Raw genomic sequence first — 18,437 nt, 5'->3', positions numbered from 1 at the left:
CGGGAACCAACCCTAGTGGGGTGGCGCCGGCCCGCGCGTGTGGACATATCGTGAGCGCGTGAGCTCCAACCGGTCTGGCCGACGAGAAGCGCCGCCCGCCCCGGAGCCATTGTCGCCGTTGATCGACGCCCACACCCACCTGGACGCGTGCGGAGCGTCCGACGCCGAGGGTGTCCGTGCCATTGCTGATCGGGCGGCCGCGGTCGGCGTGGCCGCCGTCGTCACCATCGCCGACGACCTGGATTCGGCGCGCTGGGTTCAGCAGGCGGTTCAGTGGGACCCGCGAGTCTATGGCGCGGTGGCGTTGCACCCGACCCGAACCGATGCCCTCACTGATGCCGCCCGCAGCGAGATCGAACGGTTGGTGGCCCACCCGCGGGTGGTCGCGGTCGGCGAAACCGGCATGGACATGTATTGGCCGGGCCGGTTGGAGGGCTGCGCGTCGCCCGACGTGCAACGCGAGGCCTTCGCGTGGCACATCGACCTGGCCAAGCGCACCGGCAAGCCGCTGATGATTCATAACCGAGAGGCCGACCGAGAGGTGCTGGATGTGCTGCGCGCGGAGGGCGCGCCCGAGACAGTGATCTTTCACTGTTTCTCGTCCGGAAGTGAGATGGCTCGCACTTGCGCCGAGGCAGGGTGGTTGCTCAGCCTGTCCGGGACGGTGAGCTTTCGAAACGCGCGCGACCTGCGCGAAGCCGTTCCGCTGATACCGATCACGCAACTTTTGGTGGAAACCGACGCACCATTTCTGACTCCGCACCCCTACCGCGGCGCAGCGAACGAATCCTACTGCCTGCCTTATACCGTCCGCGCCATCGCTGAGCTGCTAAATCGCCGTCCCGAGGAATTGGCGGAAATAACGACGAGCAACGCCTGTCGCAATTATGGGCTGGAAATCGGGCCGACGGAGTAAACCCTGGTCGGCCCTCGCTCGGCCGTTACACGGACATCCCCGAGTTGCTCAGCATTGGACGGTTCGTTACCGTCTTGTGATCGAACGGGTGGGCCTCTGGGCCCATTTCGTCATTTCAGCTGAATATGGTCGAAAGCTCGTTCTGAGGTGTTGCTGCTGAGGGTTGTAGTGGGTCGAGACAGACTTGGACTTGGAATAGACATTGAGACTGCTTACTAAACTTCATCAAACTGAATCGCCGTTGTTGCGCCTGGTACTGGGCGCCTTGCTATTGGCACTGGCATTCGCTGGAGGGTATGCGGTATCCGCGTCCAAGACGGTGACGCTGACCGTCGACGGGACCTCCATGCAAGTCGCGACGATGAAGTCGCGGGTCATCGACATCGTTGAGGAAAACGGGTTCTCCGTCGACCAGCGCGACGACCTCTTCCCGGCCGCAGACGCCTCGGTCTCCGACGCCGCAAACATCGTGCTGCGGCGTAGCCGACCGCTGCAGATCTCGCTCGACGGCCAGAACGCCCACCAGGTCTGGACCACCGCGTCGACCGTTGACGAGGCGCTGACCCAACTCGCGATGACCGACACGGCGCCGGCCGCAGCTTCTCGCGCCAGCCGGGTGCCGCTGGCGGGCATGGCCCTGCCGGTCGTGAGTGCCAAGACCGTTCAGCTCAACGACGCCGGCGCGGTGCGGACGGTGCATTTGCCGGCGGCGAACGTCGCCGAGTTGCTGGCCGCCGCAGGGGCGCCGCTGGTCGACAGTGACGAGGTGGAACCGGCCGCCACCGCTCCCATCGTCGACGGGATGGAAATCCGCGTGACCCGTAACCGCATCGAGCGGGTCACCGAGCGGATGCCGCTGCCGCCCCCGGCGCGCCGCATCGAGGACCCCGAGATGAACATGAGCCGCGAGATCGTGGAGGACCCGGGCGCTCCGGGCGTCCAGGACGTCACATTCGCGGTGGCTCAGGTCAACGGCGTCGAGACAGGCCGGCTGCCGATCTCCAACACCGTGGTCGAACCGGCCCGGGAAGCGGTGGTGCGAGTGGGCGCCAAGCCGGGCACCGAGGTGCCGCCGGTCAGCGACGGCGGCGTGTGGGACGCCATCGCCGGGTGCGAGGCCGGCGGAAACTGGGGGATCAACACCGGCAACGGGTATTACGGCGGCGTGCAGTTCGACCAGGGGACCTGGGAAGCCAACGGCGGGCTGCGCTATGCCCCGCGCGCCGACCTAGCCACCCGCGAAGAGCAGATCGCGGTCGCCGAGGTAACTCGGTCCCGTCAGGGCTGGGGCGCCTGGCCAGTGTGCAGCGGACGGGCAGGTACGCGCTGACCATCCGGCTGCTCGGGCGCACCGAGATCAGGCGGTTGGCCAAAGAGCTCGACCTGCGACCGCGTAAGTCGCTCGGCCAGAACTTCGTGCATGACGCCAACACGGTGCGACGGGTGGTCGACGCCTCCGGCGTCGGCAAGTCAGACACCGTGCTGGAAGTCGGACCCGGCTTGGGCTCGTTGACCTTGGCGTTGCTGCAGCGCGGGGCGGCGGTCGTCGCCGTCGAGATCGACCCCGTCCTGGCGGCCCGCTTGCCGCAGACGGTCGCGGAGCACTCCAGCAGCGAAGTCGAGCGGCTCATTGTCGTCAACCGCGACGTCCTCACGCTGCGCAGGCAGGATCTGACCTCCGAGCCCACTGCGGTGGTGGCCAATCTGCCCTACAACGTGGCCGTTCCGGCCCTGCTGCATCTGCTCGCCGAGTTCCCCTCCATTCGCGTGGTGACCGTGATGGTGCAAGCCGAGGTCGCCGAACGCCTGGCCGCCGAGCCCGGCGGTAAGGAGTACGGCGTGCCCAGCGTCAAGGTGAACTTCTTCGGTCGGGTGCGGCGCTGTGGCACGGTGCCGCCCACTGTCTTCTGGCCCATCCCGCGCGTCTATTCGGGGCTGGTACGCATCGACCGGTACGAGGCCGCGCCCTGGCCCACCGATGAAACGTTTCGCAAACGGGTCTTCGAGCTGGTGGACATCGCTTTCGCGCAGCGGCGCAAGACGAGTCGCAATGCGTTCATCGGGTGGGCGGGATCGGGGAACGAATCCGCGAATCGGTTGCTGGCGGCCAGCATCGACCCCGCCCGGCGCGGAGAGACCTTGTCGATCGAGGACTTCGTGCGACTGCTGCAGCGTTCCGAAACGCCCGACGGCGCCGGCGGGAACGGCCCCAGCCCGGCCCCGCTTCCGGCTGGCTGAGCCCGCTCCGATGTGCGGCGCTCGTGGTGCCGCTACGTGTGGTTCGGCGCCCGCAGCGATAGTCTGCTGCGGTGTCTGACGGCAACACCGCCGAGTTGTGGGTGCCCACCGGGTCGGTCACTGTTCGCGTTCCTGGGAAGGTCAACCTTTATCTGGCCGTCGGGGATCGCCGCGACGACGGCTATCACGAACTGACCACCGTCTTTCACGCCGTCTCGCTTTTCGACGAGGTGACCGTTCGCAACGCCGACGTGCTGTCTCTCGAGCACGTCGGCGAGGGCGCCGAGCGCCTGCCGACCGACGAGCGCAACCTGGCCTGGCGGGCGGCCGAACTGCTGGCCGACCATGTCGGTCGTGCACCCGACGTGTCGATCCTGATCGACAAGTCCATCCCGCTGGCCGGGGGAATGGCCGGCGGTAGCGCCGACGCGGCCGCGGTGCTGGTGGCAATGAACTCGCTCTGGGAGCTCAACCTGCCCCGGCGCGACCTGCGCATGATGGCCGCACGGCTGGGCAGCGACGTGCCGTTCGCGTTGCACGGCGGCACCGCGCTGGGTACTGGGCGCGGGGAGGAACTGGCTACGGTGTTGTCCCGCAACACTTTTCACTGGGTATTGGCATTCTCCGACAGCGGGCTACTGACGCCCGAGGTGTACGCCGAATTGGACCGGCTCCGTGACACCGGGGAGCCGCCCCGACTGGATGAGCCGGGTCCGGTGCTGGCGGCGTTGGCTGCCGGTGACCCGGACCTGCTCGCGCCGCTGTTGGGCAACGAGATGCAAGCGGCCGCGGTGAGCCTGGATCCGGCGCTGCGGCGGACCCTGCGTGCGGGGTTGGAGGCCGGAGCGCTAGCCGGCATCGTCTCCGGTTCTGGCCCGACATGCGCGTTCCTATGCGCCACCGCGGCATCGGCGGTCGACGTCGGCACCCAGTTGTCCGGAGCGGGCGTATGTCGAACCGTCCGGGTCGCTTCCGGACCCGTCCCCGGCGCCCGAGTGGTACCGGCGCCGGCAACAGACCGTTGACGCTGTTAACAAGGCTGTGACATCTACCTCAATGCGCGGTTCGGTTTTGCACATCTTTAAGAGTTGCTTAAGATAATCGGCGGTGACGAATAGCGGTAGGCACGCAGCCCTTCGCGGGACCGCTTGTTCATCACCGAATCGAGACCTAACCGCTCCCCAACTGTGTGCGCGCGCCTGCTTCAAAGTGAGATCTAGCAGGTGGAACATGAAAAGTCGGGCCTTGGGGGAAAAGCCGGAACCGAGGAGGTTTGCGTGAGCAGGTTCACCGAGAAGATGTTCCGCAATGCCCGCTCTGTGACGACGGGCATGGTCACCGGTGAACCCCACGAACCAGTCCGGCACACCTGGGGCGAGGTGCACGAACGCGCCCGTTGTATCGCAGGCGGATTGGCCGCCGCAGGGATTGGACTCGGCGACGCCGTGGGTGTGCTGGCCGGCTTCCCGGTTGAGATCGCTCCGACCGCCCAGGGCCTGTGGATGCGGGGCGCCAGCCTGACCATGCTGCACCAGCCCACGCCACGGACAGACCTGGCCGTGTGGGCCGACGACACGATGACCGTCATCGGCATGATCGAGGCCAAGGCCGTCATCGTGTCCGAACCGTTCTCGGTCGCCATCCCGGTGCTTGAGGAGAAGGGCATCAAGGTTCTGACCGTCGCGGACCTGCTGGCCTCGGAGCCGGTCGACCCGATCGAGGTCGGCGAGGACGACTTGGCGCTGATGCAGCTGACGTCCGGGTCCACTGGATCTCCCAAGGCGGTCCAGATCACGCATCGCAACATCTACTCCAACGCCGAGGCGATGTTCATCGGCGCCGAATACGACGTCGACCGGGACGTCATGGTCAGCTGGCTGCCCTGCTTCCACGACATGGGCATGGTCGGCTTCCTCACCATCCCGATGTACTTCGGGGCGGAGCTGGTCAAGGTCACCCCGATGGACTTCCTGCGCGACACGCTGCTGTGGGCAAAGCTCATCGACAAGTACAAGGGCACCATGACCGCGGCGCCCAACTTCGCCTACGCCCTGCTGGCCAAGCGGCTGCGCCGCAACGCCAAGCCTGGCGACTTCGACCTGTCGACGCTGCGCTTCGCGCTGTCGGGCGCGGAGCCCGTCGAACCCGCCGACGTCGAGGACCTCCTCGATGCGGGCAAGCCGTTCGGGCTGCGGCCCTCGGCGATCCTGCCCGCCTACGGCATGGCCGAGACGACGCTGGCGGTGTCGTTCTCCAAGTGCAACTCCGGTCTGGTCGTCGACGAGGTGGACGCCGACCTGCTGGCGGCGCTGCGCCGGGCCGTGCCCGCTACCAAGGGCAACACCCGCCGGTTGGCGACGCTGGGGCCGCTGCTCAAGGACCTTGAGGCGCGCATCGTCGACGAGCAGGGCAATGTGATGCCGCCGCGCGGTGTGGGTGTGATCGAGTTGCGCGGGGAATCGCTGACGCCCGGCTACATCACCATGGGTGGCTTCATCCCGGCTCAGGATGAGCACGGCTGGTATGACACCGGCGACCTCGGCTACATCACTGACGAGGGCCACATGGTGGTCTGCGGCCGCGTCAAGGACGTGATCATCATGGCCGGCCGCAACATCTACCCGACCGACATCGAGCGGGCCGCCGGCCGCGTCGACGGAGTTCGTCCGGGCTGCGCGGTGGCGGTGCGGCTGGATGCCGGACATTCGCGGGAGTCGTTCGCCGTCGCGGTCGAGTCGAACGCTTACCAGGACCAGGCCGAGGTCCGCCGCATCGAGCACCAGGTGGCGCACGAAGTGGTCAAGGAGGTCGACGTCCGGCCCCGCAATGTGGTGGTGCTCGGGCCCGGGACGATCCCGAAGACGCCGTCGGGCAAACTGCGCCGCACCAACTCGGTCACGCTGGTCACCTAAGTCCGTCTGCTCGCGCAACCTGCGCGACCCGCACTACCAGGCGTGGACGCGGTTCTGCGCGGGTTCCAATCCCAATTCGAGCAGCAACTCGGTGGCATCGGCCGCCTGCTCGCAGATCGTCGGCACCTCAGCACGCTCGGCCGCGGTAAACGCCTCCAGCACGAATGCCGCCGGATCCTTGCGCCCGGGCGGTCGGCCGATCCCGATTCGCACGCGCTGAAAGTCCTTGGTGCCCAATGCCGAAGCCACCGAACGCACCCCGTTGTGTCCGCCCTCGCCGCCACCCAGTTTGAGACGGATGCGCGCGAACTCCAGGTCGAGTTCGTCGTGGACGACGATGATGTCGGCCGGCGGCACCGAGTAGAACTTGGCCAACGGCCCTACCTGCCGGCCGGACTCGTTCATGTAGCAACGCGGCTTGGCCAGTACCACCGAGCGGCCGCCCAGTCGCCCGGTCACGATTTCGGCACCGGAACGCTTGTGCGCCTTGAACTTTGCGCCCAACCGTGCGGCGAGCACGTCGGCAACCATGAACCCGAGGTTGTGCCGGGTCCGGGCGTAGGTCTCGCCCGGATTCCCCAGGCCGACCACCAATAGCGGTTCGGCCACCTCGCGCTACTCGGACTCGTCGGTGGCCTCGGACTCGCCGGCTTCTTCCTCGCCGGCAGCCTCGGCCGCCTCGCCCTCTTCGCCGCCACCCTCTTCGGCGAGGTCCTCGGCGGTCGGGGCCTGGACGACGTTGACCACCAACAGGTCGGGGTCGGAGATCAGGTTCACACCACGCGGCAGCTCGATCTGGCCGGCGGTGAACTGGGTCCCCGCCTCGGCGCCCTCGACCGACAGGGTCAGCTGCTCGGGAATGGAGAGGGCCTCGGCCTCGATCTCGATTGCGTTGGCGTCCTGAGTGACCAGGGTGTCGGGACCGGCCTCGCCCTCGACGACGACCGTGACTTCCACGGTGACCTTCTCGCCGCGACGGACCACGAGCAGGTCGGCGTGCTGGATGGTGCGCCGGATCGGGTGGATGTCGATCGACTTGGTCAGCGCGAGCTGCTCCTTGCCGGCGATGTCCAGCGTCAGCACCGCGTTGGTGCCGGCGTGGCGCAGCACGGCGGCTAAGTCGTGTCCGGGCAGCTCCAGGTGCTGCGGGTCGGCGCCGTGGCCGTAGAGGACGGCGGGAATTTTGCCCTCGCGGCGGGCCCGGCGGGATGCGCCCTTGCCGGTCTCGGTACGCACCGTGACGCTGAGCTGGTTACCTGCGGATTTAGCCATGTCTCGCTCCTGTGTCTAGGGCACGGCCAGGGAGCGCGACAGTCTGAGAAAGTGATGTCGGTCTCCGTCGATAACGGTGGGCTGGCATTTTGCCGGCCACCCTCGCCGTGACGCCCGGTCAGGGTATCGCATTCGCGTGTCGCACCGGAAATCGCCGGCCGGGCGCGGGAGGGTGGGGACGGCTTCCCGCGAGCAGACGCAGAATCGCCCCGAAACGGGCATTCCGATGCGATTCTGCGTCTGCTCGGCGAGAGGTCAGAAGGGGAACTGGGTGTCGGTGAGCCGCTCGGACAGCTCCCACAGGGCCTTCGCCGTTTGCGGGTCGCGTGCCCGTCGGCTGCGCCCGACGGGCTGCGTGCGGCCCAGGTAGCCGAACCTAGGGCCGATGAAGGTATCGCCGGGCAGGTCCTGGGATGCGGCATACAGGGTCTGGCGGGCTCCGAAATCAGCGTCGGTCGCAATCACGCCGGTGCCCCACGACACCACCGCGTCACTTAGCTTGCGGCCCGAGGCGCCCTGCAGGTTGGTGTGCGAGAAGCCGGGATGAACCGCGAGGGCGCGCAGCGGCGAACCGGCCGCGGTCAGTAGACGGTGCAGCTCACTGGTGAACAGCAGGTTCGCCAGCTTGGACTGGCAGTAGGCCAGCCACGGCGAATACCGGCGCGACTGGTAGTTGAGATCATTCAGATCGATCCGGCCGGGCCAGTGCGCCATGGAAGACACCGTCACCACGCGGTCGCTGAGCTTGGGTAGCAGCAGGTTGGTCAGCGCGAAGTGGCCCAGGTGGTTGGTGCCGATCTGGCTTTCGAATCCATCGACGGTCAGGGCATAGGGGGCGGCCATGATGCCGGCGTTGTTGATCAGAATGTCGGCGCCGGCCACGCCGTCGGCGAATCGGCGCACGGATGAGAGATCCTGCAGGTCCAGTTCCCGGATGTCGACGGAGCCGCTCATCTGCGCGGCCGCGGCCTTGCCCTTCTGGATATTGCGGACGGCCATGATGATTCGGGCGCCGCGGCCTGCCAGCTCCCGGGCGGTGATCGCGCCCAGCCCGCTGTTGGCGCCGGTGATGATGGCGGTGCGCCCGGCGAAGGAAGGTAGATCAGCTGCGGTCCAGTCGGTCATGGTTGCCAACTGTAGGCAGCCGCGTTTACGAGCGGTCGAACGCCAGCGGCAGGGCAAGTGGTCCGGTGATGCCACTCATGTCTTTCCAGGGCACCGGGCCGGTCAGACGCGGATTGGGCATCCGCGCGGTGATGACGCGGAGCGCCTCCGTCAGCTCCAACCGAGCCAGGTGGGCGCCGAGGCAGTAGTGCACACCGCCGCCGAAGTTGAGGATCGCCACAGGGTTCGGACGGGTGATGTCCAGCCGTTCGGGATCCGCATAGGCGCCGGGGTCGCGATTGGCCGCCGCGGTGTTCGCCAGCACCAAGGTGCCGGCCGGGATGAGCACTCCGCCGAGTTCGACGTCCTCGGCGGCTTGCCGCAGCGCCCCGAAAATGATTGGGCGATAACGCATCAGCTCGTGCACCGCGTCCGGCGCCAGCTCCGGACGCCGGGCTAGTAATGCCCACTGGTCGGGATGGGCGGCCAACGCTTGCACCGCCGCCGCGAGCTGGTTGCGGGTGGTGTCGCTGCCGGCACCCAGCAGGGTCGCGCAAAGCATCAGCAGCTCGTCGTGAGTGAGCCGGTCGCCGTCCTCTTCGGCGCGGATGAGGTCGGAAATCAGGTCGTCGCCCAGCGACGTCCGGCGCGTGGCGATGAGGTCTTCGAGGTAAGCGTCCAGTTCGGTCCATGCGGCCAGGATGGTCGGCGCGTCGTCGGCCACCGTGGGCTCGAAGAGCTTCTTGATGTCCTCGGTCCAGTCGGAGAACAGGCGCCAGTCCTTGGCGGGCGCGCCCAGCAGTGCGCAGATGATCGCCGTCGGATATCCCTTGGCGATATCGGTCACCAGATCGCAGTGCCCCGAGCGGGTGACCGGCTCGACAAGTCCGGTGATGACTTCGACGGTGAAGGCGCGCAGCCGTTCGGCCGCACGCGGCGAAAACGCTTTTGACACCAGGCGGCGCAGCCGATGGTGCTCGGCCCCGTCCATCGCCAGGATGTTGCTGACGGCCCTGTCCCACAGCGGGCCTGAAGTGACCCCGCGCGGTGCCAGTCCCAGACCGTGCGCGGTGACAAACCTGTTGTCCCGCAACACCCGACGGACCAGGTCGTAGCTCAGTACCTCCAGTCCATAAGGCCCCATCGCAATCGGGGACTGCGCCCGGGCGTCGGCGATGACGCGGTGCGCCTCCTCGGGATCGGTGAGGTGGTAGTAGGCGATCTCGGGCAGCTGGACCGGTGCGTCGTCGAGAACAGATTGGCTTGTCATGCCAGCGACTATCCGGCGATCCGGGGTTGGAACCATCCGCCGCAGCGCGTAGATCTGTGCGGGGCATAGCGCAATTCGCCAGACGGTCCGTCGACATCGATGTGCGCGGTCTGGCGGATGTTTTGGCTGGATGGTGGCTTGATGCTGGTTACCATGAGCCAACACGTGGAGATGCCACCGCTGACCTGGAGCTTGACTGAGTTGCTGCCCACCGGAACGGTCACGTTGTTGTTGGCCGACGTCGAGGGTTCGACGCGGTTGTGGGAGACGCAACCCGAGCAGATGAACGCGGCGCTGGCGTTGCTCAATCGCACGGTCGATGAGACCGTTGGCGTGTACAACGGGGTGCGTCCGGTGGAGCAGGGGGAGGGCGACAGCTTTGTCGCCGCGTTCGCGCGCGCTTCTGACGCGCTTGGGTGTGCGCTGGCGCTGCAGCGGGCAGAGTTGTCGCCGATTCGGATCCGAATTGGGTTGCATACCGGTGAGATTCAGTTGCGCGACGAGGGCAACTATGCGGGTCCGACGATCAATCGTGCGGCGCGCATCAGGGACCTGGCGCACGGTGGGCAGACGGTGTTGTCGGGGGTAACGGAATCACTGGTGATGGATCGGTTGCCGGAGGGGGTATGGCTGACCGAGTTGGGCAGCTATCCGTTGCGGGGCGTGCCGCGACCGGAGCGGGTGCTGCAGCTGTGCCATCCGGATCTACGTAACGAGTTCCCGCCGCTGCGGGTGCGCAGCGCCGCGGCGTCACACAACCTGCCGGCTCAACTGACGAGTTTCGTTGGGCGCCAAGCCGCGTTGGCCGAGTTGCGACAAGTGATCGATGGCAACCGGTTGGTCACGTTGAACGGTGCCGGTGGAGCCGGGAAAACACGCCTGGCAGTGGAGGTGGCGGCCCGCTTGGTCGATGCCTTTCCCGACGGAGTGTGGTACGTCGACCTAGCGCCGATCACTAATCCGGCGGTTGTGCCCGTCACGACGGCACGCACGCTGGGGCTCCCGGATCAGCCGGGCCTGTCCACCGTGGAGACGCTGGTGCGGTTCGTCGGTGGTAAGAGAATGTTGTTGCTACTGGACAACTGTGAGCATTTGCTAGATGCCTGTGGATCGATGGTCATGGAGCTCCTCGCTGCCTGCCCGCAACTCATGATTCTGACCACCAGCCGTGAGCCGCTCGCGTTGCCAGGCGAGCTGAGTTGGCGGGTGCCATCGTTGTCTTTGGCCGACGAGGCAATCGAGTTGTTCGCCGATCGCGCCCGCCGAGTCCGGCCGAATTTTGTTGTGGATGAGGGGAATACGGCACTGGTTGCCGAGATCTGCGAGCGGCTCGACGGTATGCCGTTGGCGATTGAGCTTGCCGCTGCACGAGTTAGGGCGTTGTCGCTCAAGCAGATTGTGGACAGCCTGCATGACCGGTTTCGGTTGCTGACCGGCGGTGCGCGCACCGCGGTGCGCCGTCAGCAGACCCTGCGCGCGTCAGTGGATTGGTCACACGCACTGCTCACCGAGCCCGAGCGGGTGCTGTTCCGGCGCCTAGCCGTGTTTGCCGGCGGCTTTGACTTCGATGCTGCCCAAGCCGTTGGTACCAGCACCGAGGTGGAGGGCTACCAACTGATGGATCAACTCGGCCTCTTGGTCGACAAGTCATTGGTTGCTGCCTCGGAAACAGGCACCGACGACGGCATGCGCTACCGCTTACTGGAGACGGTGCGCCAATACGCGCAGGAAAAGCTCAGCGAGTCCGGGGAAGCCGGCGAGGTACGCACCCGCCATCGCGACTACTACGCGGACAAGTCAGCCGCGATGCACGCGCGTGGCCCGTCGGCAGATGAGGAGTTGCTGGCCTGGGCGCAAACCGAGATCGAGAATCTTCGTGCCGCGTTCGCCTGGAGTCGGGAGAACGGCGATTTCGATATTGCCCTGCGAATGATTGTCTGCCTGCTGCCCTTATGGCTCTGGGGCGGCCGGGTTCTCGAGGCACTTGCCGGATTGGCCGCGATACTGACTGAAGAATCGGGCCTCACTCCTGCGGTGTGGGCGGGCGCCGTGGCCCAGGAAAGCATCTTAGCTTCGTGGGTAGCGATGCCCACGGACCTTGCGCGGGCGCAGAAGGCGTTGGCGATCGCGCGTCAGCTCGACGACCCGGAGCTGGTTGCGCAGACCCTCGTCGCCTGCGCCACTCTGGCGCTCTATAGCCCGGATATCGCCCAGCAGTATTCGGACGAGTTGACGGAGATGTTCAGCGCCGTGGATGACCGGCGGGGTCTGTGCCAGGTTTTCGGTCATCGGGCGACCATAGGTGCAATGGTCGGCGAGCCCCTGGCAGCCTGCTCCTTCGCCGAGAAAGCACGGGATCTGGCCAATGCGCTCGGCGACCGGTTTTTCTCGCGAAACAGTCGGGCGTGGCTGGCCATCATCTTGGTGTTCCAGGGCCAACTCGCGGACGCCACGCACGTAGCCAGCGAATTGGCCGCGGAGGCCGAGGCGGCTGATGACGTCACTATGGCGCTTTACGGCCATTTGGGTCAGGCCTTGGCGCTGTCGTTCCGAGGGCAGGCGGATGCCGCACGTGCCTACGCACAATCGGCGCTCGCGGCGGCCGAGCGGATCGGCGGGATCGCTGGTGACACCGTGCACGCTGCATTTGCCTATGCCGCACTCGCCGGTGGCGACGCCGCTGCGGCCAGGCGGGCGGCCGAGGAAGCGTTGCTGCACACCGTTCCTGCGCGAGAGGTTTTCACCCGCAGTACCGTGCCGGTGGCCGAGGCGATCTTCGCCTGCGGTGACCTGGCCGGCGCGCGTTCATGGGTAGACGGCATCGTCAAGCTGGTGCCCGGCTGGTATCGGTTTGTAGCGCTGACGGTGCGAGGGTTCATTGCTCTCGCGCAGGGCGATCCAGAGCAGGCCGAGCACGATGCGCATGACGCACTGGCCGTCGCCGCCAGAACCGGTGCGTTCATGCGGGTAGCGGACACGCTAGAACTGCTGGCCCGCGTGGCGGCCGCCGACGGCAACCATCCCTACGCGGCCCGACTCTTAGGCGCGGCCGCTGGCATTCGGCAGCGTCTGGAACACGTCCGCTACCCCATGTACGAGGCCGGCTACCAAGCCGTCCTCGGAGAGGTACGGGAAACGTTGGGGAAAGACGTTTTTGACGATGCCTGGAGAGCAGGGGCCGAGCTTTCCACAGCGGAAGCGATCGCCTATGCCCAGCGCGGCCGCGGCGAGCGCAAACGACCGGCCACCGGCTGGGGCTCATTGACGCTAATGGAGCAGGACGTGGTTCGTCTGACCTCAGAAGGGCTGAGCAACAAGGAGATTGGGGCGCGACTGTTCATCTCACCACGCACCGTGCAGACCCACCTCACGCACGTGTACGCCAAGCTGGGCATCACTTCCAGGGTGCAACTGGTCCAGGAAGCCGCTCGTCAGTAAGACTGAGACCATGACATCCTTGACCGAGCGCGTTCTGTTCAGATTCCTCAGTTTGCATGACAAAATCTATCAAGCGACGAATGGCCGGATCGGTCATCGGATACCCGGTATGCCACCCAATCTGCTACTGCACACGGTGGGCGCCAAGACGGGCCAGCAGCGCACCACGACACTCACCTACGCCAAGGACGGTGACGACTATCTCGTGGTGGCATCGAAGGCCGGCTACCCCAAAGCGCCCGGTTGGTATCACAACCTGAAGGCCAACCCGGAGATTGAAATCAGCGTTGGCGCACATCGTTTTGCGGTCACAGCCCGCCCGGTGCTGCCCGACAGTCTCGACTACGCGCGACTGTGGAAGCTCGTCAACGCGAACAACAGTAACCGCTATGTCGAGTACCAGAAGAAGACGTCGCGGCCGATCCCAGTGATAGTGCTGACCCCCAGACCCTGAGCCCCCGGCCCCCTGCTCGCGCAAGGAAACGCAACCAGAAACGCTACTTCTTGGCGACGACGAATCCCCGGATGATCGCCTCGACATCGTTGCTTTCCGAGACGGCCTGGTCGGCAAGGCTGGTGATGATCAGCTGAACCAGGTATCGCTGGTTGTCCGGTGGTCGACCGGTCGGCAGCACCACCCGGCTCCAGCTGCGCATCCGAGCGCTTTTCAGCTCGTAAGTCCCCTGCACCACCGACGACGGGAACCCGTTGAAGTCCGCGGTGGAAGCGTCCAGCTGGTGAAAGCTGTCGGGCAGATCGGTATTCGCGTGTTTGATTGCCTCGGCGGGGTTGAGTTCCCCGCGCAGCTTGAATACCACCAGCATGGCCGCCGGATAGTTGTCACCCTTGGAGATCATCACCGCCTTGGAGGCGGGGTTCGGGTCGCCGCGGCGTTTCCAGCCCGGCGGGGTCGGCATCGACACCGTCAAGTCCGGCAGGCTGGCGGGGTCTACCGGATCACCGGCCACACCCTGGTCTTCCAGATATTTCGACAGCGGGACCGGCGGTTCCGACGTTGCCGGAGTGCTGCTGGCCGCTGTGCCACTGGTTGTCCAGATCGCCTGATAATCAGGAACTTTGGGCCCACCGCAAGCGACGACCGCAAGGGTGAGCAAGGCAGTTCCGGCGGCGGCCGCGATAGCACGCCGCGTCACAGAATCTCGCGGACTGTGTCGATCGGGCGAGCCAGCCGGGTGCCCTTCGGGGTTACGACGAACGGCCGTTCGATCAGGATCGGGTGCTCGGCCATCGCGTCGAGCAACTCGTCGTCACTCGCCTCGGCCAGATTCAGTTCCGCGTACAGCGATTCGCGCTTGCGGACCGCGGCGCGCACCTCGATGCCGGCGTCGGCGATCATTCGCACCAGCTCGTCCCGGGACGGTGGTGTCTTCAGGTACTGCACCACCGTCGGTTCGAAACCATTGTCCCGCAACAAGTCCAGCGTCTTGCGGGACGTGCTGCACTTGGGATTGTGATAGATGACGGCCCGGTCGCCCATCTAGGCGTCTCCGTCGAACAGTCCTGTGACTGAGCCATTTTCAAAGACCGCACGAATGGTGCTGGCCAACAACGGCGCAATGGACAGGACGGTCAGCTGAGGGAACCGCTTCTCCTCGCCGATCGGCAAGGTGTTGGTGACGATCACCTCGCGGGCACCGCAACCGGCCAGCCGCTCGGCCGCCGGATCGGAGAGCACACCGTGCGTGGCCGCGATGATCACGTCCTTGGCGCCGTCGTCGTGCAGCAGCTTGACCGCGCCGGCGATCGTGCCACCGGTGTCGATCATGTCGTCGATCAGTACGCAGGTGCGGCCCTGCACCTCACCGACCACACGGTTGGACACCACCTGGTTGGGCACCCGCGGATCCCGGGTCTTGTGGATGAAGGCCAGCGGGACACCGCCCAGTGAGTCGGCCCATTTCTCGGCGATACGCACCCGGCCGGAGTCGGGGGAGACCACCACCATGTTGCTGTCGGGGTAGTTGTCCTTGATGTAGCCGGTCAGCAGGTTCTGGCCGCGCATGTGGTCAACGGGACCGTCGAAGAAACCCTGGATCTGATCGGTGTGCAGGTCCACGGTCACGATCCGGTCTGCGCCGGCGGTCTTCAAAAGGTCGGCCACCAAACGCGCCGAGATCGGCTCGCGACCGCGGTGCTTCTTGTCCTGCCGCGCATAGGGGTAGAACGGCATGACCGCGGTGATCCGCTTGGCACTGCCGCGCTTGAGCGCATCGATCATGATCAGCTGTTCCATCAGCCACCGGTTCACCGGCGCCGGGGCCGATTGCAGGACGAAGGCGTCACATCCGCGCACCGACTCCTGAAAGCGCACGAAGATCTCGCCGTTGGCGAACTCCCGCGCCGTCTGCGCGGTCACGTGGACGTCGAGTTCCTTGGCGACCTGCTCGGCCAGCTCCGGGTGGGCGCGGCCGCTGAAGAGCATCAGATTTTTGCGGTTATCGGTCCAGTCGTGGCTCACCGGGCTGCCCTCTCGGGATCTGAAATGAAGGCACCATCGTACGTAGCGAAGTGCCTGGTGCTGCGCCCGGGTTACCGGGAAGTTGCTTCACGATGTCTGGTCTGGCTCCGACTCGAGGGCCTGCTGCGCGGCTTCGGCGGCGGCCGTGCCGGGTCGCTTGCGCTGCACCCAACCGTCGATGTTGCGTTGCGGACCGGCCGACACCGCCAGCGCGCCGGGCGGGACATCCTCCCGGACCACGGTGCCGGCACCGGTGTATGCCCCATCGCCGATGGTCACCGGTGCCACGAACATGGTGTCCGAGCCGGTGCGCACGTGTGAGCCGATCGTGGTGCGCCGTTTGGTGACGCCGTCGTAGTTGACGAACACGCTGGACGCGCCGATGTTGGTGTGCTCGCCGATGTCGGCGTCACCGACGTAGGTCAGGTGCGGCACCTTGGTCCCGGTGCCGATGGTGGAGTTCTTGGTCTCGACGAACGCGCCCAGCTTGCCGTCGCCGCCGAGCACCGTCCCGGGCCGCAGGAAGGTGAACGGGCCGACGGTGGCCCCGTCGCCGATCGTCGACGACGTGCCGTGGGTCCGGCACACCGTGGCGTTCTCACCGATGTTCACGTCGGTCAGGGTGGTGTCCGGCCCGATGACGCAGCGACCGCCGATCCGGGTGCGGCCCAGCAACTGGGTGCCGGGCTGGATGACGGTGTCGCGACCGATCGTCACGTCGACGTCGATCCAGGTCGTCGCCGGGTCGACAACGGTCACGCCGGCCAATTGATGGGCGGCCACGATCCGGCGGTTGAGTTCGGCGCCCAATTCGGCGAGCTGGACGCGGTTGTTGACGCCCGCGACCAGCGCGCTGTCATCGACGTGTAGTGCGCTGACGGTGTGGCCGTCCCGGCGCGCGATCGCGATGACGTCAGTCAGGTACAGCTCCTGCTGAGCGTTGTTGGCGCTGAGCCGGCTGAGCGCGGATCGCAGCACGCCGATGTCGAAGGCGTAAACGCCCGTGTTGACCTCGCGTATCCCGCGTTGTGAGGCGGTAGCGTCGGCCTGCTCGACGATCGCCGTCACCTCGTTGTCCTGCGTCCGCAGGATGCGGCCGTAGCCGTGGGGATTGTCCAGCGTGGTGGTCAGCAAGGTCACCCCAGCTTGGCCAGCTGGGTGAGCCGAACTGTGAGTGGCGATCAGGTCGGCCAGCGTGTCGGCGTCCAGCAGCGGCGTGTCACCCGCGGCGACCACGACGATGCCGGCGTAGTCGTCGGGCAGGGCGGACAAACCGCACAGCGCCGCATGGCCAGTCCCGAGCGGCCGGTCCTGCAGCGCGACCTCGATGGCGCGACCCAGGTCGTCGGCGAGCTCGGCGACCAGCGGCGAAATGCGCTCGTGATCATGGCCGAGGACCACCACCAGGTGCTGCGGCGCGAGTTTGGTCATCGCGTGCAGGGAGTGCGACAGCATGCTGCGACCGCCGAGGGTGTGCAGCACTTTCGGGGTGTCGGACCGCATTCGGGTGCCAGGCCCGGCCGCCAGGACCAGGACCGCGGTATCACCACGAAACGTCATCAACTCTCCTCAAGTTTCGCCCTGCGAGCGTGCGTACGTGCACGCCGACACGCCGTCAAGAGTGGCATCTAGTGCACGCTCGCGGCAAAAGGCGCAAAAAAGTGAAGCTCCGTCGCCAGGACTCGAACCTGAACTATCTGAACCAAAATCAGAGGTGCTGCCGATTACACCACGACGGATCACCGATCAGCGGCGCGTGAGCCGCCGATGAAACCTTATCGAACCCGGCCGGTATTCCGGAGCCGAGCGTGGGTGCCTGGATACGCTGATGAGGTGGCCGCACCGGAGAGGACCCCGGACAAGGAAGCACGAACGCCCCGCGCCCGGATGACCGGCAGCGAGCGCCGGCACCAGCTCATCGGGATTGCTCGTTCACTGTTCGCCGAACGGGGCTACGACGCGACCTCGATCGAGGAGATCGCGCAGCGCGCCAACGTCTCCAAACCCGTCGTCTACGAGCACTTCGGCGGAAAAGAAGGCCTGTATGCCGTGGTGGTCGACCGGGAGATGTCGGCGTTGCTGGACGGCATCACCTCGTCGCTGACAAACAACCGGTCCCGCGTGCGGGTGGAGCGAGTCGCGCTGGCACTGCTCACCTATGTCGAGGAACGTACCGACGGATTCCGCATCATGATCCGCGACTCCCCGGCCTCGATCAGCTCGGGCACCTACTCCAGCCTGCTCAACGACGCCGTCAATCAGGTCGCGTCCATCCTGGCCGGCGACTTCGCCCGCCGTGGTCTGGACCCCGAGTTGGCCCCGCTGTACGCCCAGGCGCTGGTGGGTTCGGTGTCGATGACCGCGCAGTGGTGGCTCGACGCGCGAGAGCCCAAGAAGGAAGTGGTGGCCGCGCACTTGGTCAACCTCATGTGGAACGGGCTGACTCACCTGGAGGCCGACCCGCGATTGCAGGGCGAGTAATTGGGATCGGTAGCCATCCGGGCGAAGTGTGATTGTCGGCAACAACCAGCAAAGGACTGAACATGAACCGACCCTCGCGCATTCTCCTCGGTGTGGCGGCGGCCAGCGCAGCGCTGTCGCTGCTGGCGGCACCCGCCAACGCCGAGTCCGGCAACTGCCCGCGGCTGCAGGCCTGCACCACTTGGTGCCCCGGCGACCCCAACCCGGCGGGACGTCCCGTGCCCTGGGACGGCAGCGTCTGCCACGACTACTACTGGGACTCCTACGGCGTGCATGACGTGGGCAATGGTGCCTTCTACTCCTGGGCGACAATGCCCTGGTAGTTGG

At 66.3% G+C, this 18,437-nt stretch carries 17 protein-coding genes and 1 tRNA gene; 9 read left to right on the top strand and 9 right to left on the bottom strand.

What is annotated here, in order from left to right:
* Positions 1-58: 58 nt before the first annotated feature.
* The 5 genes from BN972_RS24430 to BN972_RS24410 all read left to right on the top strand — a co-directional run bounded on the left by BN972_RS24430 (position 59) and on the right by BN972_RS24410 (position 6,066).
* Entirely contained in the window at positions 59-916 is an 858-nt protein-coding gene (locus BN972_RS24430; protein WP_080697170.1) for a TatD family hydrolase, read from the top strand.
* 202 nt (positions 917-1,118) lie between these two features.
* The gene (locus BN972_RS24425) at positions 1,119-2,246 is read left to right on the top strand and encodes a resuscitation-promoting factor (RefSeq protein ID WP_036364151.1); all 1,128 of its coding nucleotides are present in this window, start codon (positions 1,119-1,121) and stop codon (positions 2,244-2,246) included.
* Positions 2,219-3,154: a 16S rRNA (adenine(1518)-N(6)/adenine(1519)-N(6))-dimethyltransferase RsmA gene (gene rsmA / locus BN972_RS24420; protein WP_390176236.1), complete on the top strand. Its 936-nt coding sequence runs from the start codon at positions 2,219-2,221 to the stop codon at positions 3,152-3,154. The genes BN972_RS24425 and rsmA overlap by 28 nt, the downstream gene beginning before the upstream one ends.
* 71 nt (positions 3,155-3,225) lie before the next feature.
* Positions 3,226-4,179, top strand: coding sequence for a 4-(cytidine 5'-diphospho)-2-C-methyl-D-erythritol kinase (locus tag BN972_RS24415; protein ID WP_036364148.1), 954 nt, complete (start codon positions 3,226-3,228; stop codon positions 4,177-4,179).
* A 252-nt stretch (positions 4,180-4,431) separates the two neighbouring features.
* The gene (locus tag BN972_RS24410; protein WP_036365735.1) at positions 4,432-6,066 is read left to right on the top strand and encodes a fatty acyl-AMP ligase; all 1,635 of its coding nucleotides are present in this window, start codon (positions 4,432-4,434) and stop codon (positions 6,064-6,066) included.
* A 33-nt stretch (positions 6,067-6,099) separates the two neighbouring features.
* Here BN972_RS24410 and pth read toward each other — a convergent pair whose 3' ends face one another.
* The 4 genes from pth to BN972_RS24390 form a co-directional block, all read right to left on the bottom strand.
* Positions 6,100-6,675: an aminoacyl-tRNA hydrolase gene (pth, locus tag BN972_RS24405; RefSeq protein ID WP_036364145.1), complete on the bottom strand. Its 576-nt coding sequence runs from the start codon at positions 6,673-6,675 to the stop codon at positions 6,100-6,102.
* A gap of 6 nt (positions 6,676-6,681) precedes the next feature.
* Positions 6,682-7,338, bottom strand: coding sequence for a 50S ribosomal protein L25/general stress protein Ctc (locus tag BN972_RS24400; protein ID WP_036364143.1), 657 nt, complete (start codon positions 7,336-7,338; stop codon positions 6,682-6,684).
* Between the two features lie 255 nt (positions 7,339-7,593).
* A complete protein-coding gene (locus BN972_RS24395) occupies positions 7,594-8,463 on the bottom strand; it encodes an oxidoreductase (RefSeq protein WP_036364140.1) in 870 nt (289 codons plus the stop codon).
* Positions 8,464-8,488: 25 nt separating this feature from the next.
* Complete coding sequence (locus tag BN972_RS24390) at positions 8,489-9,712, bottom strand: cytochrome P450 (protein ID WP_036364137.1); 1,224 nt, start codon at positions 9,710-9,712, stop codon at positions 8,489-8,491.
* Between the two features lie 153 nt (positions 9,713-9,865).
* Between BN972_RS24390 and BN972_RS24385 the strand changes: the two genes are divergently transcribed.
* Positions 9,866-13,150 (top strand): helix-turn-helix transcriptional regulator, encoded by a 3,285-nt coding sequence (locus tag BN972_RS24385; protein ID WP_099051231.1) that lies wholly within the window; start codon positions 9,866-9,868, stop codon positions 13,148-13,150.
* A 10-nt stretch (positions 13,151-13,160) separates the two neighbouring features.
* Positions 13,161-13,604 carry a nitroreductase family deazaflavin-dependent oxidoreductase gene (locus BN972_RS24380; RefSeq protein ID WP_036364133.1) on the top strand — a complete coding sequence of 148 codons (444 nt, stop codon included), beginning with the start codon at positions 13,161-13,163 and terminating at the stop codon, positions 13,602-13,604.
* 43 nt (positions 13,605-13,647) lie between these two features.
* Here the strand turns inward: BN972_RS24380 and BN972_RS24375 are convergent, their stop codons facing one another.
* The 5 genes from BN972_RS24375 to BN972_RS24355 form a co-directional block, all read right to left on the bottom strand.
* Positions 13,648-14,304 carry an LpqN/LpqT family lipoprotein gene (locus BN972_RS24375; protein ID WP_036364130.1) on the bottom strand — a complete coding sequence of 219 codons (657 nt, stop codon included), beginning with the start codon at positions 14,302-14,304 and terminating at the stop codon, positions 13,648-13,650.
* Positions 14,301-14,648 (bottom strand): arsenate reductase (glutaredoxin), encoded by a 348-nt coding sequence (gene arsC, locus BN972_RS24370; protein WP_036364128.1) that lies wholly within the window; start codon positions 14,646-14,648, stop codon positions 14,301-14,303. The genes BN972_RS24375 and arsC overlap by 4 nt, the downstream gene beginning before the upstream one ends.
* Positions 14,649-15,629 (bottom strand): ribose-phosphate diphosphokinase, encoded by a 981-nt coding sequence (locus BN972_RS24365; protein ID WP_036364126.1) that lies wholly within the window; start codon positions 15,627-15,629, stop codon positions 14,649-14,651.
* A gap of 87 nt (positions 15,630-15,716) precedes the next feature.
* The gene (glmU, locus tag BN972_RS24360; RefSeq protein WP_036364123.1) at positions 15,717-17,189 is read right to left on the bottom strand and encodes a bifunctional UDP-N-acetylglucosamine diphosphorylase/glucosamine-1-phosphate N-acetyltransferase GlmU; all 1,473 of its coding nucleotides are present in this window, start codon (positions 17,187-17,189) and stop codon (positions 15,717-15,719) included.
* A 107-nt stretch (positions 17,190-17,296) separates the two neighbouring features.
* Positions 17,297-17,368 (bottom strand) — tRNA-Gln (locus BN972_RS24355).
* A gap of 148 nt (positions 17,369-17,516) precedes the next feature.
* Between BN972_RS24355 and BN972_RS24350 the strand changes: the two genes are divergently transcribed.
* Together BN972_RS24350 and BN972_RS24345 are read left to right on the top strand one after the other, a co-directional pair.
* Positions 17,517-18,110 carry a TetR/AcrR family transcriptional regulator gene (locus BN972_RS24350; RefSeq protein ID WP_036364121.1) on the top strand — a complete coding sequence of 198 codons (594 nt, stop codon included), beginning with the start codon at positions 17,517-17,519 and terminating at the stop codon, positions 18,108-18,110.
* Between the two features lie 62 nt (positions 18,111-18,172).
* Positions 18,173-18,433: a hypothetical protein gene (locus tag BN972_RS24345; protein WP_051545787.1), complete on the top strand. Its 261-nt coding sequence runs from the start codon at positions 18,173-18,175 to the stop codon at positions 18,431-18,433.
* The last annotated feature ends 4 nt before the right edge of the window (positions 18,434-18,437 follow it).

The sequence above is a fragment of the Mycobacterium asiaticum DSM 44297 genome (assembly GCF_000613245.1).
Classification (GTDB): Bacteria; Actinomycetota; Actinomycetes; order Mycobacteriales; family Mycobacteriaceae; genus Mycobacterium; species Mycobacterium asiaticum.
This window is presented reverse-complemented; position numbering and strand designations above follow the sequence as displayed.